Source organism: Pseudomonas sp. SD17-1 (assembly GCF_029201585.1).
GTDB lineage: Bacteria > Pseudomonadota > Gammaproteobacteria > Pseudomonadales > Pseudomonadaceae > Aquipseudomonas > Aquipseudomonas palmensis.
The window spans coordinates 934,360-955,401 of record NZ_CP104044.1; the positions used below are offsets into that span (position 1 = coordinate 934,360).

At 55.2% G+C, this 21,042-nt stretch carries 22 protein-coding genes and 1 pseudogene; 9 read left to right on the forward strand and 14 right to left on the reverse strand.

The window, feature by feature from the left end; all coding sequences use genetic code 11:
* The first annotated feature begins 117 nt into the window (after window positions 1–117).
* The 6 genes from N0B28_RS04195 to N0B28_RS04225 all read left to right on the forward strand — a co-directional run bounded on the left by N0B28_RS04195 (window position 118) and on the right by N0B28_RS04225 (window position 4,247).
* Window positions 118–468 (forward strand): hypothetical protein, encoded by a 351-nt coding sequence (locus N0B28_RS04195; protein ID WP_275730510.1) that lies wholly within the window; start codon window positions 118–120, stop codon window positions 466–468.
* 89 nt (window positions 469–557) lie between these two features.
* A complete protein-coding gene (locus tag N0B28_RS04200) occupies window positions 558–1,112 on the forward strand; it encodes an aminoglycoside N-acetyltransferase AAC(6')-IIa (RefSeq protein WP_023622803.1) in 555 nt (184 codons plus the stop codon).
* A 55-nt stretch (window positions 1,113–1,167) separates the two neighbouring features.
* Complete coding sequence (locus N0B28_RS04205; protein WP_000679427.1) at window positions 1,168–1,515, forward strand: quaternary ammonium compound efflux SMR transporter QacE delta 1; 348 nt, start codon at window positions 1,168–1,170, stop codon at window positions 1,513–1,515.
* On the forward strand, window positions 1,509–2,348 hold the full coding sequence (sul1, locus tag N0B28_RS04210; protein WP_000259031.1) for a sulfonamide-resistant dihydropteroate synthase Sul1: 840 nt from the start codon (window positions 1,509–1,511) through the stop codon (window positions 2,346–2,348). The genes N0B28_RS04205 and sul1 overlap by 7 nt, the downstream gene beginning before the upstream one ends.
* 127 nt (window positions 2,349–2,475) lie before the next feature.
* The gene (locus N0B28_RS04215) at window positions 2,476–2,976 is read left to right on the forward strand and encodes a GNAT family N-acetyltransferase (RefSeq protein WP_000376623.1); all 501 of its coding nucleotides are present in this window, start codon (window positions 2,476–2,478) and stop codon (window positions 2,974–2,976) included.
* A 506-nt stretch (window positions 2,977–3,482) separates the two neighbouring features.
* Window positions 3,483–4,247: an IS6-like element IS6100 family transposase gene (locus N0B28_RS04225; protein WP_001389365.1), complete on the forward strand. Its 765-nt coding sequence runs from the start codon at window positions 3,483–3,485 to the stop codon at window positions 4,245–4,247.
* 222 nt (window positions 4,248–4,469) lie between these two features.
* Here the strand turns inward: N0B28_RS04225 and N0B28_RS04230 are convergent, their stop codons facing one another.
* Complete coding sequence (locus N0B28_RS04230) at window positions 4,470–5,027, reverse strand: TetR/AcrR family transcriptional regulator (RefSeq protein WP_090519109.1); 558 nt, start codon at window positions 5,025–5,027, stop codon at window positions 4,470–4,472.
* 179 nt (window positions 5,028–5,206) lie between these two features.
* Here N0B28_RS04230 and tmexC point away from each other — a divergent pair, with 179 nt between their 5' ends.
* Genes tmexC through N0B28_RS04245 form a run of 3 tightly spaced genes read left to right on the forward strand, consistent with a single transcriptional unit; the run spans window position 5,207 to window position 10,958 of the window.
* Window positions 5,207–6,370: a multidrug efflux RND transporter periplasmic adaptor subunit TMexC gene (gene tmexC / locus N0B28_RS04235; protein ID WP_090519108.1), complete on the forward strand. Its 1,164-nt coding sequence runs from the start codon at window positions 5,207–5,209 to the stop codon at window positions 6,368–6,370.
* A 15-nt stretch (window positions 6,371–6,385) separates the two neighbouring features.
* Entirely contained in the window at window positions 6,386–9,520 is a 3,135-nt protein-coding gene (gene tmexD, locus N0B28_RS04240) for a multidrug efflux RND transporter permease subunit TMexD (protein ID WP_275730515.1), read from the forward strand.
* Window positions 9,521–9,524: 4 nt separating this feature from the next.
* Window positions 9,525–10,958 carry a multidrug efflux transporter outer membrane subunit TOprJ1 gene (locus tag N0B28_RS04245; protein ID WP_003152694.1) on the forward strand — a complete coding sequence of 478 codons (1,434 nt, stop codon included), beginning with the start codon at window positions 9,525–9,527 and terminating at the stop codon, window positions 10,956–10,958.
* 1,293 nt (window positions 10,959–12,251) lie between these two features.
* Here N0B28_RS04245 and N0B28_RS04250 read toward each other — a convergent pair.
* From N0B28_RS04250 to N0B28_RS04305, 13 genes and pseudogenes are all read right to left on the reverse strand, one after another.
* Window positions 12,252–12,560 carry a DUF3630 family protein gene (locus tag N0B28_RS04250; RefSeq protein WP_054916223.1) on the reverse strand — a complete coding sequence of 103 codons (309 nt, stop codon included), beginning with the start codon at window positions 12,558–12,560 and terminating at the stop codon, window positions 12,252–12,254.
* Window positions 12,557–12,952 (reverse strand): hypothetical protein, encoded by a 396-nt coding sequence (locus tag N0B28_RS04255; protein WP_275730518.1) that lies wholly within the window; start codon window positions 12,950–12,952, stop codon window positions 12,557–12,559. The genes N0B28_RS04250 and N0B28_RS04255 overlap by 4 nt, the downstream gene beginning before the upstream one ends.
* A gap of 17 nt (window positions 12,953–12,969) precedes the next feature.
* Window positions 12,970–13,761 (reverse strand): hypothetical protein, encoded by a 792-nt coding sequence (locus N0B28_RS04260; protein WP_275730520.1) that lies wholly within the window; start codon window positions 13,759–13,761, stop codon window positions 12,970–12,972.
* 265 nt (window positions 13,762–14,026) lie between these two features.
* Window positions 14,027–14,356 (reverse strand): hypothetical protein, encoded by a 330-nt coding sequence (locus N0B28_RS04265; RefSeq protein WP_078481531.1) that lies wholly within the window; start codon window positions 14,354–14,356, stop codon window positions 14,027–14,029.
* A 37-nt stretch (window positions 14,357–14,393) separates the two neighbouring features.
* Window positions 14,394–15,556, reverse strand: a pseudogene (locus tag N0B28_RS04270) (IS3 family transposase).
* Window positions 15,525–15,851 carry a DNA/RNA non-specific endonuclease gene (locus N0B28_RS26250; RefSeq protein WP_201023434.1) on the reverse strand — a complete coding sequence of 109 codons (327 nt, stop codon included), beginning with the start codon at window positions 15,849–15,851 and terminating at the stop codon, window positions 15,525–15,527. The pseudogene N0B28_RS04270 and the gene N0B28_RS26250 overlap by 32 nt, the downstream one beginning before the upstream one ends.
* A 257-nt stretch (window positions 15,852–16,108) precedes the next feature.
* Window positions 16,109–16,432, reverse strand: a complete 324-nt coding sequence (locus N0B28_RS04275) for a hypothetical protein (RefSeq protein ID WP_177346342.1) — start codon at window positions 16,430–16,432, stop codon at window positions 16,109–16,111.
* Complete coding sequence (locus N0B28_RS04280; RefSeq protein WP_078481539.1) at window positions 16,413–16,655, reverse strand: colicin E5-related ribonuclease; 243 nt, start codon at window positions 16,653–16,655, stop codon at window positions 16,413–16,415. Before N0B28_RS04280 ends, N0B28_RS04275 begins: the two co-directional genes overlap by 20 nt.
* A gap of 58 nt (window positions 16,656–16,713) precedes the next feature.
* Complete coding sequence (locus N0B28_RS04285) at window positions 16,714–17,442, reverse strand: hypothetical protein (RefSeq protein ID WP_078481540.1); 729 nt, start codon at window positions 17,440–17,442, stop codon at window positions 16,714–16,716.
* Window positions 17,443–17,453: 11 nt separating this feature from the next.
* Window positions 17,454–18,470, reverse strand: coding sequence for a hypothetical protein (locus tag N0B28_RS04290; RefSeq protein WP_275730526.1), 1,017 nt, complete (start codon window positions 18,468–18,470; stop codon window positions 17,454–17,456).
* 607 nt (window positions 18,471–19,077) lie between these two features.
* On the reverse strand, window positions 19,078–19,431 hold the full coding sequence (imm2, locus tag N0B28_RS04295) for an Imm2 family immunity protein (protein WP_024672729.1): 354 nt from the start codon (window positions 19,429–19,431) through the stop codon (window positions 19,078–19,080).
* Window positions 19,431–19,757: a deaminase domain-containing protein gene (locus N0B28_RS04300; RefSeq protein WP_275730531.1), complete on the reverse strand. Its 327-nt coding sequence runs from the start codon at window positions 19,755–19,757 to the stop codon at window positions 19,431–19,433. The genes imm2 and N0B28_RS04300 overlap by 1 nt, the downstream gene beginning before the upstream one ends.
* 228 nt (window positions 19,758–19,985) lie before the next feature.
* On the reverse strand, window positions 19,986–20,462 hold the full coding sequence (locus tag N0B28_RS04305) for a lytic transglycosylase (protein WP_274097132.1): 477 nt from the start codon (window positions 20,460–20,462) through the stop codon (window positions 19,986–19,988).
* Window positions 20,463–21,042: the final 580 nt, after the last annotated feature.

The following is a 21,042-nucleotide window of genomic DNA, read 5'->3' on the forward strand; positions in this document are numbered from 1 at the left end:
AAGACGGATTCGCAACGTTTGGCGGTTTTAGTTTGAATTGGCTTTTGTATTTACGGTGTAATAATTGAGTGTTGTGGTAGCGTTGCTCACCACTTAAGCGGGCGTTAGGGTTGCAAGATGGATCTTCGCCATATAACCAGAATTGTTTTCATCGTTGTTATTACATATGCCTTGCCAATATTCCTTGGTTGGCATCTTCATGGTGAAAACCCTCAAGGCTTTCTTTTGTACACTCCGCCACCTGATGAAACGAACCCCAAATATTCTCCAGCTTTCCTCGTCGGTGCATTTGTCGGATTACTAATCACATCCATAATTTCTGCGCTACTAGTTTTTGGGGGCTTGTTAACTTCACGCTTTAGCAGGAATATTCGCTTGGAAGAACAAGCAAAAAATTTAGCAAAAGTGGGCGGAGTAGCGCTCGCAGCATCTCTAGCAGGAGTTGCTGCATGTGCAATGCAACCCTAACAAATGGTTCAAACCGTTCGCTGCGCTCACTGGGACGGGCTAAAGCCCGCCCCTTAACCAAACGTTAGGCAGCACAGAGCGACCATTTCATGTCCGCGAGCACCCCCCCCATAACTCTTCGCCTCATGACCGAGCGCGACCTGCCGATGCTCCATGATTGGCTCAACCGGCCGCACATCGTTGAGTGGTGGGGTGGTGACGAAGAGCGACCGACTCTTGATGAAGTGCTGGAACACTACCTGCCCAGAGCGATGGCGGAAGAGTCCGTAACACCGTACATCGCAATGCTGGGCGAGGAACCGATCGGCTATGCTCAGTCGTACGTCGCGCTCGGAAGCGGTGATGGCTGGTGGGAAGATGAAACTGATCCAGGAGTGCGAGGAATAGACCAGTCTCTGGCTGACCCGACACAGTTGAACAAAGGCCTAGGAACAAGGCTTGTCCGCGCTCTCGTTGAACTACTGTTCTCGGACCCCACCGTGACGAAGATTCAGACCGACCCGACTCCGAACAACCATCGAGCCATACGCTGCTATGAGAAGGCAGGATTCGTGCGGGAGAAGATCATCACCACGCCTGACGGGCCGGCGGTTTACATGGTTCAAACACGACAAGCCTTCGAGAGAAAGCGCGGTGTTGCCTAACAACTCATTCAAGCCGACGCCGCTTCGCGGCGCGGCTTAATTCAGGTGATATATCATGAAAGGCTGGCTTTTTCTTGTTATCGCAATAGTTGGCGAAGTAATCGCAACATCCGCATTAAAATCTAGCGAGGGCTTTACTAAGCTTGCCCCTTCCGCCGTTGTCATAATCGGTTATGGCATCGCATTTTATTTTCTTTCTCTGGTTCTGAAATCCATCCCTGTCGGTGTTGCTTATGCAGTCTGGTCGGGACTCGGCGTCGTCATAATTACAGCCATTGCCTGGTTGCTTCATGGGCAAAAGCTTGATGCGTGGGGCTTTGTAGGTATGGGGCTCATAATTGCTGCCTTTTTGCTCGCCCGATCCCCATCGTGGAAGTCGCTGCGGAGGCCGACGCCATGGTGACGGTGTTCGGCATTCTGAATCTCACCGAGGACTCCTTCTTCGATGAGAGCCGGCGGCTAGACCCCGCCGGCGCTGTCACCGCGGCGATCGAAATGCTGCGAGTCGGATCAGACGTCGTGGATGTCGGACCGGCCGCCAGCCATCCGGACGCGAGGCCTGTATCGCCGGCCGATGAGATCAGACGTATTGCGCCGCTCTTAGACGCCCTGTCCGATCAGATGCACCGTGTTTCAATCGACAGCTTCCAACCGGAAACCCAGCGCTATGCGCTCAAGCGCGGCGTGGGCTACCTGAACGATATCCAAGGATTTCCTGACCCTGCGCTCTATCCCGATATTGCTGAGGCGGACTGCAGGCTGGTGGTTATGCACTCAGCGCAGCGGGATGGCATCGCCACCCGCACCGGTCACCTTCGACCCGAAGACGCGCTCGACGAGATTGTGCGGTTCTTCGAGGCGCGGGTTTCCGCCTTGCGACGGAGCGGGGTCGCTGCCGACCGGCTCATCCTCGATCCGGGGATGGGATTTTTCTTGAGCCCCGCACCGGAAACATCGCTGCACGTGCTGTCGAACCTTCAAAAGCTGAAGTCGGCGTTGGGGCTTCCGCTATTGGTCTCGGTGTCGCGGAAATCCTTCTTGGGCGCCACCGTTGGCCTTCCTGTAAAGGATCTGGGTCCAGCGAGCCTTGCGGCGGAACTTCACGCGATCGGCAATGGCGCTGACTACGTCCGCACCCACGCGCCTGGAGATCTGCGAAGCGCAATCACCTTCTCGGAAACCCTCGCGAAATTTCGCAGTCGCGACGCCAGAGACCGAGGGTTAGATCATGCCTAGCATTCACCTTCCGGCCGCCCGCTAGCGGACCCTGGTCAGGTTCCGCGAAGGTGGGCGCAGACATGCTGGGCTCGTCAGGATCAAACTGCACTATGAGGCGGCGGTTCATACCGCGCCAGGGGAGCGAATGGACAGCGAGGAGCCTCCGAACGTTCGGGTCGCCTGCTCGGGTGATATCGACGAGGTTGTGCGGCTGATGCACGACGCTGCGGCGTGGATGTCCGCCAAGGGAACGCCCGCCTGGGACGTCGCGCGGATCGACCGGACATTCGCGGAGACCTTCGTCCTGAGATCCGAGCTCCTAGTCGCGAGTTGCAGCGACGGCATCGTCGGCTGTTGCACCTTGTCGGCCGAGGATCCCGAGTTCTGGCCCGACGCCCTCAAGGGGGAGGCCGCATATCTGCACAAGCTCGCGGTGCGACGGACACATGCGGGCCGGGGTGTCAGCTCCGCGCTGATCGAGGCTTGCCGCCATGCCGCGCGAACGCAGGGGTGCGCCAAGCTGCGGCTCGACTGCCACCCGAACCTGCGTGGCCTATACGAGCGGCTCGGATTCACCCACGTCGACACTTTCAATCCCGGCTGGGATCCAACCTTCATCGCAGAACGCCTAGAACTCGAAATCTAACGTCCGTTCGGGCATCGAGGTCCATGTCGGGGTGGGACGGGCCCGTGGCTTCAAGATCACTTGCAGTCCGACCGCGATGTCTTGGTTGCGCGAGAGGTTGTCGATATCCTCCACTTCCATCATCAACCCTGGATAATGCCGCCGCCGTCATCGCCGCCGACGCCCGTGCCGGGCTTTTCGGGCCTGTCAGGCTTGCTCGGCCTTCAGCCTGCCTGGGCGAGATCTCCGGCGGACGGATTAACGGCGGAGCTTCGCCGCCTTTCGTGCGTGTGAAGGCCGAAGATAGTTCTCTCAAAAACATCCGTTTATGAGAGATACCAAATGTCATTTTCAGAAGACGACTGCACCAGTTGATTGGGCGTAATGGCTGTTGTGCAGCCAGCTCCTGACAGTTCAATATCAGAAGTGATCTGCACCAATCTCGACTATGCTCAATACTCGTGTGGGCTCTGTTGCAAAAATCGTGAAGCTTGAGCATGCTTGGCGGAGATTGGACGGACGGAACGATGACGGATTTCAAGTGGCGCCATTTCCAGGGTGATGTGATCCTGTGGGCGGTGCGCTGGTATTGTCGCTATCCGATCAGCTATCGCGACCTTGAGGAAATGCTGGCGGAACGCGGCATTTCGGTCGACCATACGACGATCTATCGCTGGGTCCAGTGCTACGCCCCGGAGATGGAGAAGCGGCTGCGCTGGTTCTGGCGGCGTGGCTTTGATCCGAGCTGGCGCCTGGATGAAACCTACGTCAAGGTGCGGGGCAAGTGGACCTACCTGTACCGGGCAGTCGACAAGCGGGGCGACACGATCGATTTCTACCTGTCGCCGACCCGCAGCGCCAAGGCAGCGAAGCGGTTCCTGGGCAAGGCCCTGCGAGGCCTGAAGCACTGGGAAAAGCCTGCCACGCTCAATACCGACAAAGCGCCGAGCTATGGTGCAGCGATCACCGAATTGAAGCGCGAAGGAAAGCTGGACCGGGAGACGGCCCACCGGCAGGTGAAGTATCTCAATAACGTGATCGAGGCCGATCACGGAAAGCTCAAGATACTGATCAAGCCGGTGCGCGGTTTCAAATCGATCCCCACGGCCTATGCCACGATCAAGGGATTCGAAGTCATGCGAGCCCTGCGCAAAGGACAGGCTCGCCCCTGGTGCCTGCAGCCCGGCATCAGGGGCGAGGTGCGCCTTGTGGAGAGAGCTTTTGGCATTGGGCCCTCGGCGCTGACGGAGGCCATGGGCATGCTCAACCACCATTTCGCAGCAGCCGCCTGATCGGCGCAGAGCGACAGCCTACCTCTGACTGCCGCCAATCTTTGCAACAGAGCCGTCCTCAGGTATGTGCGAAATTGCACTCCTCTTGACCACCAATTTGGGTTGGCGTTGACCACGGATTGCGTTCAACTTGACCAGGGCGTGTCACTGTCACGACCGTCAGAGAACGGCCAAAAACGGACACCGCCAACCCGTTGGAAAAAAACTGAGCGTTGCTTTCCGTTAAGTTTGGTAGTTGCAAGCCCCGTTCAGGAAGAATTGCTCGATCAACGCCGCCATACCTGCGCGTGCGATACGGCCGCGGCGCTCGGCGTCTACCAGGCCGAAGATCAAGGAGGAGAAGATTTCGGTAAGCGCCGGGGCACCGATATCGATACGGAATACGCCCAGTTTTTGCCCGCGGAGAAAGAACTCGTCCAGCGTTTCCGAGTAAGGCAGCCATCGGCAGCCGCCTGCATCTAAATCAAACGTGTCCGGGCGCCACTGGAATGAGAGGAATACCAACAACTCCCTGTGAATCAAATGGCCTTCGATCAGACGATGCAATGCGTCCAAGGGCGCCGCCTCAAGATCGGCATCGGCAATGACCCTATAAATAACCACCGAACCATGATTCAGAAGCATCTCGATCAGGTTGTCGCGGGTGCCGCAAAACCTGTTGAGCGTCGCCTTGCTGACCCCCGCTGCCTGGGCTATTTCTTTGAACGTGGCTCGCGGGTGGTCAACGATGGCGATCGCCAGGGCCTTCAGCAATTTCTCATCGGCAGCAGTTAAATCCATCGGTCACTCTTTATCTATCGCGGGCAGATGCGGGTATTTTGCCTAGAACACTCATTTTTCTCAAAGAGGATACTAGCTTTGTTCACACCAAAATCAAATGAGTCAATATTGACTCATTTGATTTTTTCGTGGATCATGCGCGGCTTCGACTACGTACTGGCTTCGCGCTTGGGTGAGATGTGAACAAATTCCGCGAATGGATCACTTTTTCCGTGATCTCCTATTTGATCGCCGTGACCCTGGTTGGCTGCGACAAGCCCGAAGAGCAACGGGAAGAGGCGCCAGCGCGTGAAGTCGATGTGCTCAGCGTGAAGACCGAGCCCTTCACAGTGTTCGCCGAGCTACCAGGGCGCATCGAGCCGGTGCGTGTCGCCGAGGTGCGCGCGCGGGTGGCGGGGATCGTGCTCAAGCGCACCTTCGAGGAAGGGGCCGACGTGAAGGCCGGTGACGTGCTGTTCCAGATCGACCCTGCGCCGTTCAAGGCGGCCCTGTCGCGGGCGCAAGGTGAACTGGCTCGCGCCGAGGCGCAGCTGTTCCAGGCTCAGGCGATGGTTCGCCGTTACGAACCACTGGTGAAGATCGACGCCGTCAGCCAGCAGGATTTCGACAACGCCAAGGCCGCTCTGCAGAGCGCCCAGGCCGACAAGCGCTCGGCCCAGGCCAATGTCGAAACTGCCCGCCTGGACCTGGGTTATGCCGAGGTTCGCGCCCCCATCGCCGGGCGTATCGGTCGCGCCCAGGTCACCGAAGGGGCTCTGGTAGGCCAGGGCGAAGCCACGCTGCTGGCACGTATCCAGCAACTCGATCCGGTGTACGCCGACTTCACCCAGCCTGCTGCCGATGCCCTGCGCCTGCGCGCGGCAATCGCCGAGGGCAAGGTTGCCGGTGCGAGCGACCAGCCGCTGTCGCTGCGTGTCGACGGTACCGATATCGAGCGCAAGGGCACGCTGCTGTTCACCGATATCTCGGTGGATCGCAGCACCGGGCAGATCGCCCTGCGAGGCCAGTTCGACAACCCCGAGGGCGTGCTGCTGCCGGGTATGTACGTGCGTGTGCGCACACCGCAAGGGCTCGACCAGAACGCCATCCTGGTGCCGCAACGTGCCGTGCAGCGTTCGGCTGACGGCCAGGCCAGCGTGATGCTGCTGGGGGAGGGCGATACCGTCGAGGCGCGCCAGGTCACCACCGGTGCCATGCAGGGCTCGCGCTGGCAAATCAGCGAGGGCCTGCAGGTCGGCGACAAGGTGATCACCAGCTCGCTGGCGGCTATCCGTCCGGGCGCCAAGGTCATCCCCCGCGAGCAAGATGCCGCCGAAGCCGCTCCACAGTCCCAGGCGCAGTAAGCCGGAGAACCTCTCATGTCCCTGTTTTTCATCCGGCGCCCCAATTTCGCCTGGGTAGTCGCCCTGTTCATCTCGCTGGGTGGCCTGCTGGCCATCCCGTTCCTGCCGGTGGCGCAGTACCCCAACGTGGCGCCGCCGCAGATCACCGTGACCGCCACCTATCCCGGCGCTTCGGCGCAGGTGCTCACCGACTCGGTGACCAGCGTCATCGAGGAAGAACTCAACGGCGCCAAGAACCTGCTGTACTTCGAGTCCACCAGCAACGCCAACGGCATCGCCGAGATCACCGTCACCTTCCAGCCAGGGACCGACCCCGAACTGGCCCAGGTTGACGTGCAGAACCGTCTGAAGAAGGCCGAGGCACGCATGCCGCAGGCCGTGCTGACGCTCGGCATCCAGACCGAGCAGGCCACCGCCGGCTTCCTGCTGATCTATGCGCTGAGCTACACCGATGGCGACAAGGACGCCAACGTCACGGCGCTGGCCGATTACGCCGCGCGCAACATCAACAACGAAATCCGTCGCGTGAACGGCGTCGGCAAGCTGCAGTTCTTCGCCTCCGAGGCGGCCATGCGCGTGTGGATCGATCCGCAGAAGCTGGTCGGCTACGGCCTATCCATCGATGACGTGAACAACGCCATCCGCGCGCAGAACGTGCAGGTGCCGGCCGGTGCCTTCGGCAGCACGCCGGGTTCCAGCGAGCAGGAGCTGACGGCGACCCTGGCGGTCAAGGGTACCCTGGACAACCCGCAGGAATTCGCCGCCATCGTGCTGCGTGCCAACCAGGACGGCTCGCGCCTGACCCTGGGCGACGTGGCGCGCATCGAGGTCGGCAGCCAGGACTACAACTTCGGCTCGCGCCAGGACGGCAAGCCCGCCGTTGCCGCCGCCGTGCAGCTGTCGCCCGGTGCCAACGCGATCCAGACCGCCGAGGCGGTCAAGCAGCGTCTGACCGAGCTGTCGGCCAACTTCCCGGACAACGTCGAGTTCTCCGTGCCGTACGACACCTCGCGCTTCGTCGACGTGGCGATCGACAAGGTCATCATGACCCTCATCGAGGCCATGGTGCTGGTGTTCCTGGTGATGTTCCTGTTCCTGCAGAACGTGCGCTACACCCTGATCCCGTCCATCGTCGTGCCGGTGTGTCTGCTCGGTACGCTGACCTTCATGTACCTGCTTGGCTTCTCGGTGAACATGATGACCATGTTCGGCATGGTGCTGGCCATCGGCATCCTGGTGGACGACGCCATCGTGGTGGTGGAGAACGTCGAGCGGATCATGGCCGAGGAAGGCCTGGCGCCGGTGCCGGCGACCATCAAGGCGATGGGGCAGGTGTCCGGGGCGATCATCGGTATCACCCTGGTGCTGTCGGCGGTGTTCCTGCCGCTGGCCTTCATGGCCGGCTCGGTGGGGGTGATCTACCAGCAGTTCTCGCTGTCGCTGGCGGTGTCGATCCTGTTCTCGGGCTTCCTCGCGCTGACCTTCACCCCGGCGCTGTGCGCCACGCTGCTCAAACCGATCCCCGAAGGCCATCACGAGAAGACCGGTTTCTTCGGCTGGTTCAACCGCAAGTTCACCGCCCTGACCGGCCGCTACACCAAACTCAACGGCAAGCTGGTGCCGCGCGCCGGGCGGGTGATGTTCATCTACCTGGGCGTGGTGGTGCTGATGGGTTTCTTCTACCTGCGCCTGCCGGAATCCTTCGTGCCGGTGGAAGACCAGGGCTACATGATCGTCGACATCCAGTTGCCGCCAGGCGCCACCCGTGAGCGCACCTCGGCCACGGGTGAGGAGCTGGAAGAGTTTCTGATGGCCCGCGAGGCCGTGCAGACGTCCTTCCTGGTCCTCGGCTTCAGCTTCTCCGGCATGGGTGAGAACGCGGCCATTGCCTTCCCGCTGCTCAAGGACTGGTCCGAGCGAGATTCTTCGCAGTCGCCGGAAGCCGAGTCGGTTGCGGTCAACGAGCACTTCGCCAACCTCGATGACGGCGCAATCATGTCGGTACCACCACCGCCGATTGAAGGCCTTGGTAACTCCGGTGGCTTCGCCCTGCGCCTGCAGGACCGCGCCGGTCTCGGCCGCGATGCCCTGTTGGCAGCGCGCGATGAAGTGCTGGGCAAGGTCAACGGCAATCCGAAGTTCCTCTACGCCATGATGGAAGGTCTGGCCGAGGCGCCGCAGCTGCGCCTGGTGATCGACCGTGAGCAGGCCCGCACGCTGGGTGTCAGCTTCGAAGCGATCAGCAGCGCGCTGTCCACTGCGTTCGGCTCGTCGGTGATCAACGACTTCGCCAACGCCGGCCGCCAGCAGCGCGTGGTGGTACAGGCCGAACAGGCCGAGCGCATGACGCCGGAAAGCGTCCTGCGCCTGCATGTGCCCAACGACAGCGGCAGCCTGGTACCGCTGAGTGCTTTCGTCACCACGAGCTGGGAGGAAGGCCCGGTGCAGGTCGCGCGTTACAACGGTTACCCGTCGATCCGCATTGCCGGTGACGCCGCGCCCGGCGTGAGCACTGGCGAGGCGATGCTCGAACTGGAGCGCATCGCTGCCGAGCTGCCCGAAGGTATCGGCTACGAGTGGACCGGGCTTTCGTATCAGGAGCGGGTCGCCAGCGGCCAGGCGACGATGCTGTTCGCGCTGGCCATCACCGTGGTGTTCCTGCTGCTGGTGGCGCTCTACGAGAGCTGGGCGATCCCGCTGACGGTGATGCTGATCGTGCCGGTCGGCGCACTCGGCGCGGTACTGGCGGTGACTGCCATCGGCCTGCCCAACGACGTGTACTTCAAGGTCGGCCTGATCACCGTGATCGGCCTGGCGGCGAAGAACGCCATTCTCATCGTCGAGTTCGCCAAGGACCTGTGGGAAGACGGCTACTCGCTGCGCGATGCCGCTGTCGAAGCCGCGCGCCTGCGTTTCCGCCCGATCATCATGACCTCCATGGCGTTCATGCTCGGCGTGGTGCCGCTGGCCATCGCCACTGGCGCCGGCGCTGCGAGCCAGCGCGCACTGGGCACCGGGGTGCTGGGCGGGATGCTCAGCGCGACCATGCTCGGGGTGATCTTCGTGCCGATCTTCTTCGTCTGGGTGCTGTCGCTGCTGCGCACCAAACCTCAGCAAACCGACAACCATCCCCTGCATAAAGCGGAGTAATGCGATGACCTCTCACTTCATGCTCCGTCGCGCTCTGCTGCCCCTGGCCATCGCCGCCCTGGCGGGGTGTTCGCTGGCCCCGACCTACGAGCGCCCGCAGGCACCGGTCGCGTCGCACTGGCAAGCCGCCGACGCGGAGGGCGCCCGTGCCCAGGCGCTGGACTGGCAGACCTTCATCGTCGATGCCGACTTGCGCCGCGCGGTGGATACGGCGCTGAGCAACAACCGCAGCCTGCGCCAGGCGCTGCTGGATATCGAAGCTGCGCGTGCCCAGTACCGCATCCAGCGTGCTGATCGCCTGCCTTCGATCAACGCCAATGCCAGCGGCAACCGCCAGCGCCTGCCTGCCGATCTGTCGCAGACCGGGCGCTCGGAAGTGACCAGCAACTATCAGGTCGGCCTCGGCCTCGCGGAGTACGAAGTCGACCTGTTCGGCCGCGTGCGCAACCTCTCCGAGGCCGCGCTGGAGACCTACCTGGCGACCGAGGAGGCGACCCGTGCCACGCAGATCAGCCTGGTTGCCGAGGTCATCCAGGCCTACCTGACCCGCGATGGTGCGCTACGCCGCATGGCCCTGGTCGAACAAACCCTGGACAGCCGCATGGCCTCGCTGGAGCTGGTCAGCCAGCGCCGTGCAGCGGGGGCCGCCACCGCCCTGGATTACCAGGAAGCGGTCGGCCTTGCCGAACAGGCTAGGGCCGAGCGCGAGAGCACCGAACGCCAGTTACGCCAGGCGGACAACGCCCTGGTCCTGTTGCTCGGCACGCCAGATGCCGCTCGCCTGCTGCCCGCGACGCCCCGCGACGACCTGATGGTGCTGCAGGACATCGCCCCCGGCACCAGCTCGGAACTGATCGAACGGCGCCCGGACATTCTCGCCAGCGAGCACCGCCTCAAGGCGCGCAATGCCGATATCGGTGCAGCTCGCGCCGCGTTCTTTCCCCGGATCAGCCTGACCGGTTCGGTGGGCAGCTCCAGTGCCGAGTTGTCCGGATTGTTCGATGGCGGCTCGCGGGCCTGGAGCTTTGCCCCGACGCTGTCGCTGCCGATCTTCGCCGGTGGCCGCAACCGCGCCAACCTGGACCTCGCCGAAGTGCGCCAGGACGCGGCGGTGGCCGACTACGAAGGCACCATCCAGACCGCCTTCCGCGAAGTGGCCGATGCCCTGGCCGCCACCGACACCCTGCGCCGCGAGGAGGCTGCCCGCCAGGCTCTGGCCGGTTCCAGCGAGGCTGCGATGGCCCTGGCTAAGGCGCGTTACGAGGGCGGCGTGGACGACTACCTGCGTTATCTTGACGCCCAGCGCAGCACCTTTAGCAACCAGACCACACTAATTCAAATCAGCACGGAACGGCAGATTGCGCTGGTTGACCTGTTCAGGTCTCTGGGCGGTGGCTGGGGCCAAACTGAACCGATGGCCGGGATCGGCGCTGAGTGAGCAAAGCCAGGAGTCCTGCATCCGAAGACCGGACTCTGGCTCCATCACCGGTGAGCTACTGGTCATCGACGGGGCAATCGTCTGATCGAGAATAAGACTGTCTGACGACTGGCAGGCCTATGGATTATTGGTGGCAGCAGCTAACGGCTCTATAAAGAGCTGCAAAAAATCACTGTAACGCATGATTGACTGACTGCTTCTGGCCGGTTTCTGCCTGTTGCGTCTCTGCTGCCCACTGGCCAAGTCGGATGCACGCGGTGGTCAGTACCAATGCAATTGACTGGTCAAATGGGTGCAATTGCGCAGGTATGGACTTCAAGCCCCAATTTCCTGGAAAAGAGGTTCTTTCTATGGACATCCGACATCAGAGATTGAGTAGCGGAATGTCTGAGCTGAAGTCATGTCCATGGCTGTTCTTCTTTCCTTTACATCGATGAGAGCTGGCCCGACTGCTTTCGACCAAACTCGAAGAGCTGTTTGGTCAGCAGCAGGAAACCACTGTGCGTAAGCGTGGCCCAAGACCTGTTCCACTTGGAAGGTTTGACGCTGAGCTTAAGCCACTAGTAGCTAGATCATCTACCTTTCTGGCAGCGCCACCAGTTGCTTTTGCACCGTTAAATCACCTAGATTTCACGGCCTTCTCTTTTATGTAGTCCTCCAAATAACTTTCTAAGGGCTTTGCTGTTCCAAGAACATGAAGCGCACCAGACTGCGTAGTATTTTGAAATTACTGAGATTTGCTGGCTTCCCGGTCTGCCCATCAAGGAATCTAACAACACCATTCTGATTAAATACATTGAAAACATGCCCTGGCTGACCCAGCCCATAAGAACCAAACACAACTCCCCGAGCGCCATTTCCGGAGCTTGCCATTTGCTGCGCAATATTGTCAGGCGCCGTTATAGGGCCAAATTTAGAGCCAAATTGTTTTTGAAACACACTCAGCGGGACACCTTTCGCCTGGCCTTGCAGGCGCAAAACAAACCATACTTGGTCTGTTTTTTGATGGACTATGTAGAGTTAGTATTGATTAACGTGCCGCCATCTTTACCAAGGCCATCGTAATCGATCAGTGTTTGCTCAACTGCCCGAGCGTCAGCACGAGAAATATTCTCAAGCCCTCTGATTTCGGAAACCACTATACCTTTTTGTCTGAGGTGAGCTTGACTGCGTTTAACTATGTCGTCGGTTTCCAACGTAACGAGTCACGCCATCAATAACGCAGTTATAAACACAGGCCTTTCCGCCTATAGAGGCAACCTCACCTGCGCCTTTTGCACCGAAGGACTAATTCTACTTAATAGAAATTTCTTTTAATTCCTCGATAAGTCGATCCCCCTCCTCACTTTGCGACTCCAAACTAATCATCACAGGAAAGTCTTCATAAACCAATCGCAGGAGCCGGTCTTTTATAATCACCCCCCACACTCTAGTATCAACAGAATCACTTCTGCTAATAATCTTTCCAGAAAATAACTTAACGAATTCTTCGGCATAATTAGGGAAGCCTTCCCAGCCCACATCAGAAGTCAGCTCCGCATACAGTCTCCCAGACCTCATGCGGCCAAGAGAAAACACTTTTTCATCAATAAATTTTTTCATTGAAAAAGATCTCCACCACCAGCTCGCGTAGAGCTCTCAATTATCTGATCAAAAGTTTTTCCCTTTTTAACTAAATCATCAAATGCAGGGCCGATCTTGTTACCATATCGCTCCAAATTTCTTGCATCGATTACGTCAAGCATATCCGGAGGCGTATACTCCCTATACTTTACTTTCAACTCGTTTCTTGCGCCATATGCATATTTTGCGACTTCTTCTGCGCTAGCGCCGCCGGCACGCATTTTGTCCACAGCACCTTGCAAGTCGTAAACATCTTTAACATAGTTTTGTCGGACAGGTGGGAGATACCCGAAGTCTCCGTCAGCTTTAGATATAGCGTTGTCCCAAGCAGGAGTACCTTTTGCACCCCCCACCGAATGCGCATAAGGCATCCCTGCCTCCGCATCCGTTATACCACTTGTCGAATTCGGATTCTTTCTAGGTGGCCCATTTTTACCACCAGCGTTGTCAGCCAGGCTCGACGCCTTCCACGCCGTCTCCCGCTCCCCAAGCGCCCCAGCTTCCCTGCTTTGTTGATCACCGCAAAGCTCAGGGCGAACTCGGTCTCCCACTGCATTTCCACCCGCAGGGCAGCCTGTTCCTGGCCTTGCAGGCGCAAAACAAACGCCTGGACTTTCGCGTCCTGCTTGGCGCTCTCAAAGGCTTGTGCGACTTCGTATGGATTGCTGGCCTTCTGAATCAGTCCGTTGGTGATACGAGAACTGGTGCCACTAAAGTCCGTGACCAGCCCTTCACCCAAGCCGTAGATGTTTCTGGCTGACTCGGCCACTGCCGCCGCAATGCCTTGCCCTACGCCAATCCCACCACCCAGCAGATCGGTTTTGCCGTAATTGAGGTTGCGGTCGTAATAGGCGAGTTGTTCCCAGTTCTGAAGGAATCTGTCGTTGATCAGGTATTCCTGATTCACCTTCGGATCATAGAAGTTCGCGTGGTTGATCTCGTAGTTCTTGAGCAACGCCAACGTTTCCGAGGCGGTATACACCTTGTGCGGGTCGCTGATGCTCGGCACATCCCCTTTGTCCGTGGTCGCATAGTTCGCCCCCAGCGGCGCCAGCGCCTGCCCGAGGTGGGCGAGGGTGCTGTCGTCGAACTTCACGCCCGCAGCGCTGATCGTGGTCTGCCAGTCCTTGTCGGTGTAGTAGGCAAATGCCTCGGCCATGCGCCGCTCGGCTTCGGCCACGCTGATGTTCTGCTCTTGCGCCAGCGCCTTGGCCTGCTCGGAGATGAGCTTGCGTTCTTCCGGGTGCAGTACGAGGCTTGGAGGTGTCTACGAAACCAGGGGCGATTCAGACCGTAGGTCGTCAGGGTGGGTGCAAAAGGAATGCAACTTGACTGCAGAAAGGATGCAAATAGGGTGCAAGAAGGCGGCAAAAAGGGTGCAGATAGGGTGCAAAAACACCCCATATTCAGCCTAAGCTTCTACATCTAAACCTGCCGCTTAATTTTCAAGGATAAATAAAGTCTATACTTATTTTAACTTTAACTAAGTCCAAGGTTACCTCACAGCCACTCCACGCTGGCAGCCCTCCTGTAAGTTTATTCTCAAGATACCAACTGCGAAGCTCTGTTAAAAGGTCTAAAATATCTGTATTGGCTCGCCCGCCTGCCGTGAACCAGGCAACGTTACCTTGTTCATCAATGTAGTCATACTCATACTCACAGCTATCTAGCTCTTGGGATAACTGTGCCCGCATTATAATTTTACAGGCTCCGCCGGGAGCAATTTCAAATAAAATACCCCCAATGTCATTGTAGATATCATCATCACTACGCATCAATTTCCACCCGGTGAGTTTTTAAATACTGTAGTGGTCAACTGATCCCGGACACTGAATTGAGTTTTTCCTCTGCGACCGCAGGCGGTAGCCCTTCGTTGAATTGATGCGGTCGCCGCCAGTTGTACCGCTCCATCAAAAACCGACTGATATCTTGCTGCGCCAGCACAGCGCTCATGTAGCCCACCGTCGGTATCCATTCAGTCTTCAGGCTGCGAAATAGCCGCTCCATCGGCGCGTTGTCGTGGCAGTTGCCGCGCCGACTCATGCTCTGCGTGAAGCGGTATCTCCATAGTCTCTGGCGGAAACTCAGGCTGCCGTATTGGCTGCCCTAGTCGCTGTGAAACAGCACATTCTGAGGCCGGCCACGCCGCTCATAGGCCATATCCAATGCCTTGATCACCAGGTCGGCATCAGGCTTGGCTGAGAACGCCCAACCTACAACACGCCGGGCACAAAGGTCGATGACAGCCGCCAGATAGTGCCATTGGCCTTCAGCCCAGACGTACGTAATGTCACCGCACCAGATTTTGTTCGGGGATGCCACGCTGAACCCACGATCAAGCACGTTCGGGATATCAGGCCGCTCCACGGTAGCCTTTTTGTAGGCATGGGAGCCCGGCTGTTTGCTGATCAAGTTCAGCTCGCGCATCAACCTACGTACCTTGAATCGCCCGATCTGAATGCCGTCCTCTTTCATCATCGGCATGATGCTCCGGCTGCCCGCAGCGCTTCGGCTTTGCGTAAACAACTCGTTCACGCGGCTACGCAAGACTACTCGTTCGGCATCCGGATACCGACGTTTCCGGCAGTACGCGTAGTAGCAAGATCGGGTGACATCAAATACCGAGCACAACAGATCAACAGGCTCTTGAGCCCGCAGTTGATCGATTAACGCGAACGCTCGTGTTCCTCGGCCATCAAGAGCGCGGTGGCCTTTTTTAAGATCGATTTTTCCCGTTCTAGCCGATTGATACGGGCTTCGAGTTCCTGGATTTTTTGCTGCTCAGGTGTCAGAGCCTTGCTGGTGGGAGTAACACCGCTACGTTCTTGCTGAAGCTGGCTCACCCATCGACGAAGCGCCGATTCGACCAATCCGAGCGAACGGGCGGCTTCGATATGGCTGTAGCCTTGGTCGAGCACCAGGCACGCAGCCTCGCGCTTGAACTCAGGGGTAAAGGTACGACGTTGCTTGGTCATCAGACACCTCTCTATGGCGAGCATTCTCGCCTAAATGGGTGTCCGGTTTCATTAGACCACTACATACAATCTCTTTTGGACGAGCACCGCCTATTGAATACTCCACATTAAAGCTATCTGGCCGAACACTTTTGCCAGAATACACAGGCTCAATCTTCACGCTAACCTGCTTGCCTTCCTTAAGTGCGGACGTCCATGTATTCTCCATAGACTTCCAAGTACCTTTATTCAAGTTCCCATTCATGGGAAGGAGATTCAATCTCTCCCCAGGTCCGTTGAATATACTAGCAATCAAGTGCCCACCCTCGTCCCCACTGACGCCTCACTTACCTGCCACACATTGCTGATATGTATTCCGATCATTTTTAGTCAATGAAAGATTTGACTCGACTTTCTCAACGCGGCCCAAGCCATCTGTTTGAAAAGTTTTATTCCCATCGACCTTATATACGGTATTCGGCACAAGCTTATTCAGCTCTTTATTCCATGCACCTTTACCACCAGAACTAATCTCGACCTCCCGTAAAGCTTGCCCTGTTCCTTTTGCACCATCTAAACCTTAACGAGCACAAACTCCATCAAAATACCACTACCACTCATGCTTTCAATAATTACTCGACTCGCTTCTATCGACTTCAAAGCGAAATTCATTTCATTTAATGACGCGGAAAAGTCGACAATACAATCCATGTCTGGAACTCTCTTGTTTCCCTTGATTTTAAAACCCTCAATACCAAGAACTGCAATATTATTATTTTTGCAGTAGTCGACCAGCCTGATTCCATCGCCAACATCAAACAAAGGAATGCCACTCCACATCAATGTAGGTGTAACAGGTAAATCCTCAACGAATACTTCAACTGTAATCAGTCCCATGGTGCAACCCACTCAGGATCTTTTTATTGGAGACTTGGACAATCGCTCCCGTGCGATCATTCCTTACCACATAAGAACCATCCTTAGCGATATACCCAGTAGCTGGATCGTTAAGGCGGCTCCCTGACACAGTATCAAAACGAGTATCTTTCGTCACAACCGTTTTGACTGGTTTATCGATTACAGACTGTATAGAGCTTTCCGTCCAACCCCATTTACCCATTTGGTCGGCAATCTTTGGTTCAATCGTAATTGAAATTCCTTTTGCACCATCTAAACCGTCAATTTAATCCAAATAAAATCTGCCTGAGAGCACGTTGTTTTTCTAGGGTTGAACCATCAAAAAAAACCTTATCAGACGTTATAACTTTAATAACTTTACCACACTCATAAACTTTAAATCCCTGGCTCTCCAACAGCGAAATGCTGGCAAATCTATCCACGCCTGCTCTCTCCCAGAAGAGGTTGCCTAGCCACATAGTGCTTCCAATCGCCTCAATATATCCTTGCCTGAGCACGTTACGGCCAGGATTCCCTGAGGTATCAATTTCCATTTGATCCAAGGGGGGAGGCAAGCCATTCGACTTCATTGGAAGACCTGAAAGAGGGCGACCCACGCATTCATACTCTAGAGGGTCTGTAGCGTTCTGCCAAAAATCATATTCGACATCAGAAACCCATGCCTGAATAAAACCTTCAACATTGAGAATAGGCCTTATTTCCTCTTCCAACTTAGTATTACCATGACCCTCTGATTCTTCTAGTACCAAAAAGCAATAACCCAGTGCTGGAAGCAACCCGAATCGGAGCTCAAACCCACCAGACACCAAACCACTAGGCCATGATTTTTTTTTCAATATTTTCTTTTCAAGCGTTTTGATATCAATCTTAACCCCATGCAGAAAAAATATCGTAGGGGAGGAAAACTTACTTAAAAGCTCTTCAACCAAAGCCAGCATCTGCAAACCACTGATCGACTCGACATCAAAAACAAACTTGAATCGCTTCATCTTTTCAGGTCTCACTTGAATTCTTTAACAACCACTTTGACATTATATTCACGGCCGAATTCGATAAGCGACTTAGCAGCAGCCGAGCCACCAGGCTGAACTCGCAGGTCAAGCACCATATTTGCTGGTACACCATTGACTTTCGCGCCATTTGTCCCTAAGTCGATAATATGATCTTGCATTCGGCCTAACCACGTACTTCCTACCGTATCTACAGATTTCAGACTAACGAGCGTATTACCATTCTGAAAATCAACAAGCGGGAAATACCCATTTCTTTCGGCCCCTACGTTATACCAGCCGCTCTGCGGTGAATACTCAGTTTTAGCAAGGTATGACTCAATGTCTACCCCTCGTTGAGTCGGTTTAAGAGTCCAAACCTCTGAAAGATTCGTTGTGAGATCTTTTGCACCATTTTTTTCCCCGCTTTGCAACATCCCCGCCAGCTTCTCAAGCCACCCTGGCGTTTTCGAAGCCACAGCTTTAGCAGCACTTCCCAGCGAAATAATGGCCAGCGCCAGTTCCGCTTCTGCCTCCACCCCAAGCCGATGACTCTCCGATTCGGTCGGCGTAAACAGCGTATCTTTGGTGCTCTCAAACTGGTTCAGAAACTGACTGACCAATTGCAGCGCAGCAGGATCGACCTTTTCCCTCCCTTGACCATGCCGCGCGGTGGCTTCCAGCGCTTGAACCATCTGCTGTTCAGTTACGTTTTCAGCCCCTGGCGCGCAGTAACCGGGCATTTGCCTGCATGCATCGGCGATGCCTTTGGCGAAGCTTTCGGCATTCTTCCTGTGCAGGTCATGGTTGTAAATGGTTGCACTCTGAGCAACCTCGGAGCCTTTCTGAAGATCACCGTTGACGGCTGCGGCGGCAAGCACACCAGTCAATTGGGACAGCATCACATGAACGTTGGTGTCGCCACCGGATAACGTTGACAGCGTATCTGCTATGGCTTCGTTCAAGCCCGCAGCCATGGCGCCAGTTTTGAAATCGCTGCCCGTGGCCTCTGCCAGCAAACCACCCATGACGGCATGCACCACAATTTTGGGCAGGCTGCCGTTCTCAAAGGGGTGATGAAGAGGTATTTAGTGATTACGGCGGAGTGAAATAAATAACCCCGGCACTGCCGGGGTTATTTTTCTATGTACAATGACTGATAGCTAATCGAAGAGTCGCACCGATTTCAGCTGGAGAACTATTACCTGAAATCACCACATAGTCGCTTTCAGTTATTCCTTTACCACTCCATGCTTCTGGTTTTTCGTGGTGGCTAGGTTTAATAGCCATAGTGCTTTTAAAGAATTCGATCACACATTGCTTCATATCCTTGAGCATCGCCCGTTTGGCTTTATACCCAAACCGACCCATAATTTCGCTTACCCATAAATTGTACTGAGGAACTACTCTTCCTCTAGCATCAAAAAAACTGGTTCATCTTTCGGGTTAATCATTCGACTAGTTAAAAGTCCTTTTATCACTGCCTCCCCCAAATCTTCATTAGATGATGAGTGAGACAATAAAAACTTTCTCCGCAGGGATCTGGGAGAAAATTCCAATATCCCGACACGGTCTATCGCCCCGCCAGTTGCTTTTGCACCAACAAATATTTCGGACTATATCTGCTTTACCCTATTAACATACCCCTAATAATCTAAGGTCATCTTTAAGCTCCACGACTTCATCAGAAGGCAGATCTTCCAAGATAGAGGAGAGTTCAAACTCCTCTAACAATTTAGAGATGGTATCCAGATGATACTTCTGGACCTTTTCCGGAGATCGTCCTGCTGAAAGAATAAGTGCTATAACTTCGAGCATTAACTTTTCAATAGGTAATTCAAATGAGTTTTCAAGCTCGCCATAGGCATAACCCACTTCACTTTCACCTTCGGCCCATGAGCTTTGGTGGCTGAGCTTGACCTTGCAATAGCTATAATAGCTACCCAGAAACCAAGCCCGGATTTCACCATAAGTCACTCTGTCTTCCATCACGGCGTCTTCCTCGGAGGGCGCAGCATAACACCCTGATTATCAAGAATATTAACGGTAATATTCGGGTACTTCGCTTTGAACTGCTCAGCCACATTCAGACAGCTGGCACAAGCCGCTTTCTCCGTAAGGATATTTACTGTTCCTCTTACGGAGGTATTTCTCCCCAACTGGTCAGCGATATTATCTAGAATTTTGTATTCCGTATCTATTCCCCGATAAACCAAGTCTCCAGCATTATTGGGTACAGATTGAGCGACAAAATTCCCATTTCCGGAGCCGACAAGCCCCTTACCAGCATCAGAGACTTGGCTGTGTGCGGCCATCTGCTTAGGTATTCCGGGAATATCTATTTCCGCGACACTACAAAGGGAGTATTGAGCAGATAGACCGTAGGTCGTCAGGGTGGGTGCAAAAGGGATGCAACTTGACTGCAGAAAGGATGCAAGAAGGCGGCAAAAAGGGTGCAGATAGGGTGCAAAAACACCGGCGCAAGGCCGGTGCCAGATCAACTCAGACCCCTTAAAATTTATAATGAAACTCACCCGCCTGTTTCATCTATCAGCTTTTGTTACATTAGAGTAACAACCGAACTTGGGGATTTTTTCATAATTTCGAGACGATTCGAAACTTGATCTGGCCTCTTCAATCTCATGAGGATTAAATTTTTCTCGCCTAATAACAAGGCCGCCTTCCTCATTGAAAATGTAGGACTCCCCACCAATGACCTCGTCTCCATCCCCTTCAAACTCACGATGAGTCGCCATAGTCAAAAATAAGTTATCCGCATCTGTTACTTGAAATTGGTAGGTCAGATACTCACGACATTTTTTATCTAAAAAACCGACACCAACCATTCCTTTATCTATGGAGAACTCAACAAAGCAAGATGGCGCAGAGTCCGACCCAATGAGAGCCGTATATGATTCACCCGAGAGATGCCTAGAATGTGCCAGAGATTCATCCATAGGCTCTATCGCAAACTTTTTCATCCGAAACCAAGACTTACAATAATAAATAGGCAGCCCCATTAATACACCTTCACATTAGTATCTCTAATTAAAACTCCTGCTTTATTGGCAGAGTCCAAGATGGTTTCTGGAATTACTCCATTCTGTGGAGGAACCTCAAGAATAACAGTACCTTGCAATTTTTGGCCACCCAAAGCCCCACTAGATGGACCATTCGCAATGGTCGCGCCAGAAGGGTATTTCGTAATGGCCTCACTTATGTAGCTCTTTGCTGTCGCCTCTGAAACCTCAGAAAGCTGTGTCAATTTACGAGAGGCGATTTCGCCTTTTATGGGATTATACGAATCAACACGATAATAGCCATTCCCGTCAGGTCGCTGAATATAAACTTAGTTATTCGAGTAATTTTTATACTGTACCTTATTAAACTCATTACCCGCATCAAGCCGCTGCAACCATTCAGGTTTAGACGATGGAGCTACAACATCATCTACCTTTTCTGCAGCACCGCCTGTCGCCTTGGCGCCTCTTTACATTTTTAATCCTATTTTCTCAACACCAATTTTTGCCTACTGTCTATTTAACTATAAGAAACCTAGGATCCTCACTCATAAGTCTTAAAACTTCTGACCAGTTCCAA

Coding starts and splice junctions, on each gene's coding strand:
- N0B28_RS04195 (WP_275730510.1), top strand. CDS start 118: ATGGATCTTCGCCATATAACCAGAATTGTTTTCATCGTTGTTATTACA.
- N0B28_RS04200 (WP_023622803.1), top strand. CDS start 558: ATGTCCGCGAGCACCCCCCCCATAACTCTTCGCCTCATGACCGAGCGC.
- N0B28_RS04205 (WP_000679427.1), top strand. CDS start 1,168: ATGAAAGGCTGGCTTTTTCTTGTTATCGCAATAGTTGGCGAAGTAATC.
- sul1 (WP_000259031.1), top strand. CDS start 1,509: ATGGTGACGGTGTTCGGCATTCTGAATCTCACCGAGGACTCCTTCTTC.
- N0B28_RS04215 (WP_000376623.1), top strand. CDS start 2,476: ATGGACAGCGAGGAGCCTCCGAACGTTCGGGTCGCCTGCTCGGGTGAT.
- N0B28_RS04225 (WP_001389365.1), top strand. CDS start 3,483: ATGACGGATTTCAAGTGGCGCCATTTCCAGGGTGATGTGATCCTGTGG.
- N0B28_RS04230 (WP_090519109.1), bottom strand. CDS start 5,027: ATGGATTTAACTGCTGCCGATGAGAAATTGCTGAAGGCCCTGGCGATC.
- tmexD (WP_275730515.1), top strand. CDS start 6,386: ATGTCCCTGTTTTTCATCCGGCGCCCCAATTTCGCCTGGGTAGTCGCC.
- N0B28_RS04245 (WP_003152694.1), top strand. CDS start 9,525: ATGACCTCTCACTTCATGCTCCGTCGCGCTCTGCTGCCCCTGGCCATC.
- N0B28_RS04250 (WP_054916223.1), bottom strand. CDS start 12,560: ATGAAAAAATTTATTGATGAAAAAGTGTTTTCTCTTGGCCGCATGAGG.
- N0B28_RS04255 (WP_275730518.1), bottom strand. CDS start 12,952: ATGCCTTATGCGCATTCGGTGGGGGGTGCAAAAGGTACTCCTGCTTGG.
- N0B28_RS04265 (WP_078481531.1), bottom strand. CDS start 14,356: ATGCGTAGTGATGATGATATCTACAATGACATTGGGGGTATTTTATTT.
- N0B28_RS04275 (WP_177346342.1), bottom strand. CDS start 16,432: ATGGGACTGATTACAGTTGAAGTATTCGTTGAGGATTTACCTGTTACA.
- N0B28_RS04280 (WP_078481539.1), bottom strand. CDS start 16,655: ATGGGTAAATGGGGTTGGACGGAAAGCTCTATACAGTCTGTAATCGAT.
- N0B28_RS04285 (WP_078481540.1), bottom strand. CDS start 17,442: ATGAAGCGATTCAAGTTTGTTTTTGATGTCGAGTCGATCAGTGGTTTG.
- N0B28_RS04290 (WP_275730526.1), bottom strand. CDS start 18,470: ATGGGTGGTTTGCTGGCAGAGGCCACGGGCAGCGATTTCAAAACTGGC.
- imm2 (WP_024672729.1), bottom strand. CDS start 19,431: ATGGAAGACAGAGTGACTTATGGTGAAATCCGGGCTTGGTTTCTGGGT.
- N0B28_RS04300 (WP_275730531.1), bottom strand. CDS start 19,757: ATGGCCGCACACAGCCAAGTCTCTGATGCTGGTAAGGGGCTTGTCGGC.
- N0B28_RS04305 (WP_274097132.1), bottom strand. CDS start 20,462: ATGGGGCTGCCTATTTATTATTGTAAGTCTTGGTTTCGGATGAAAAAG.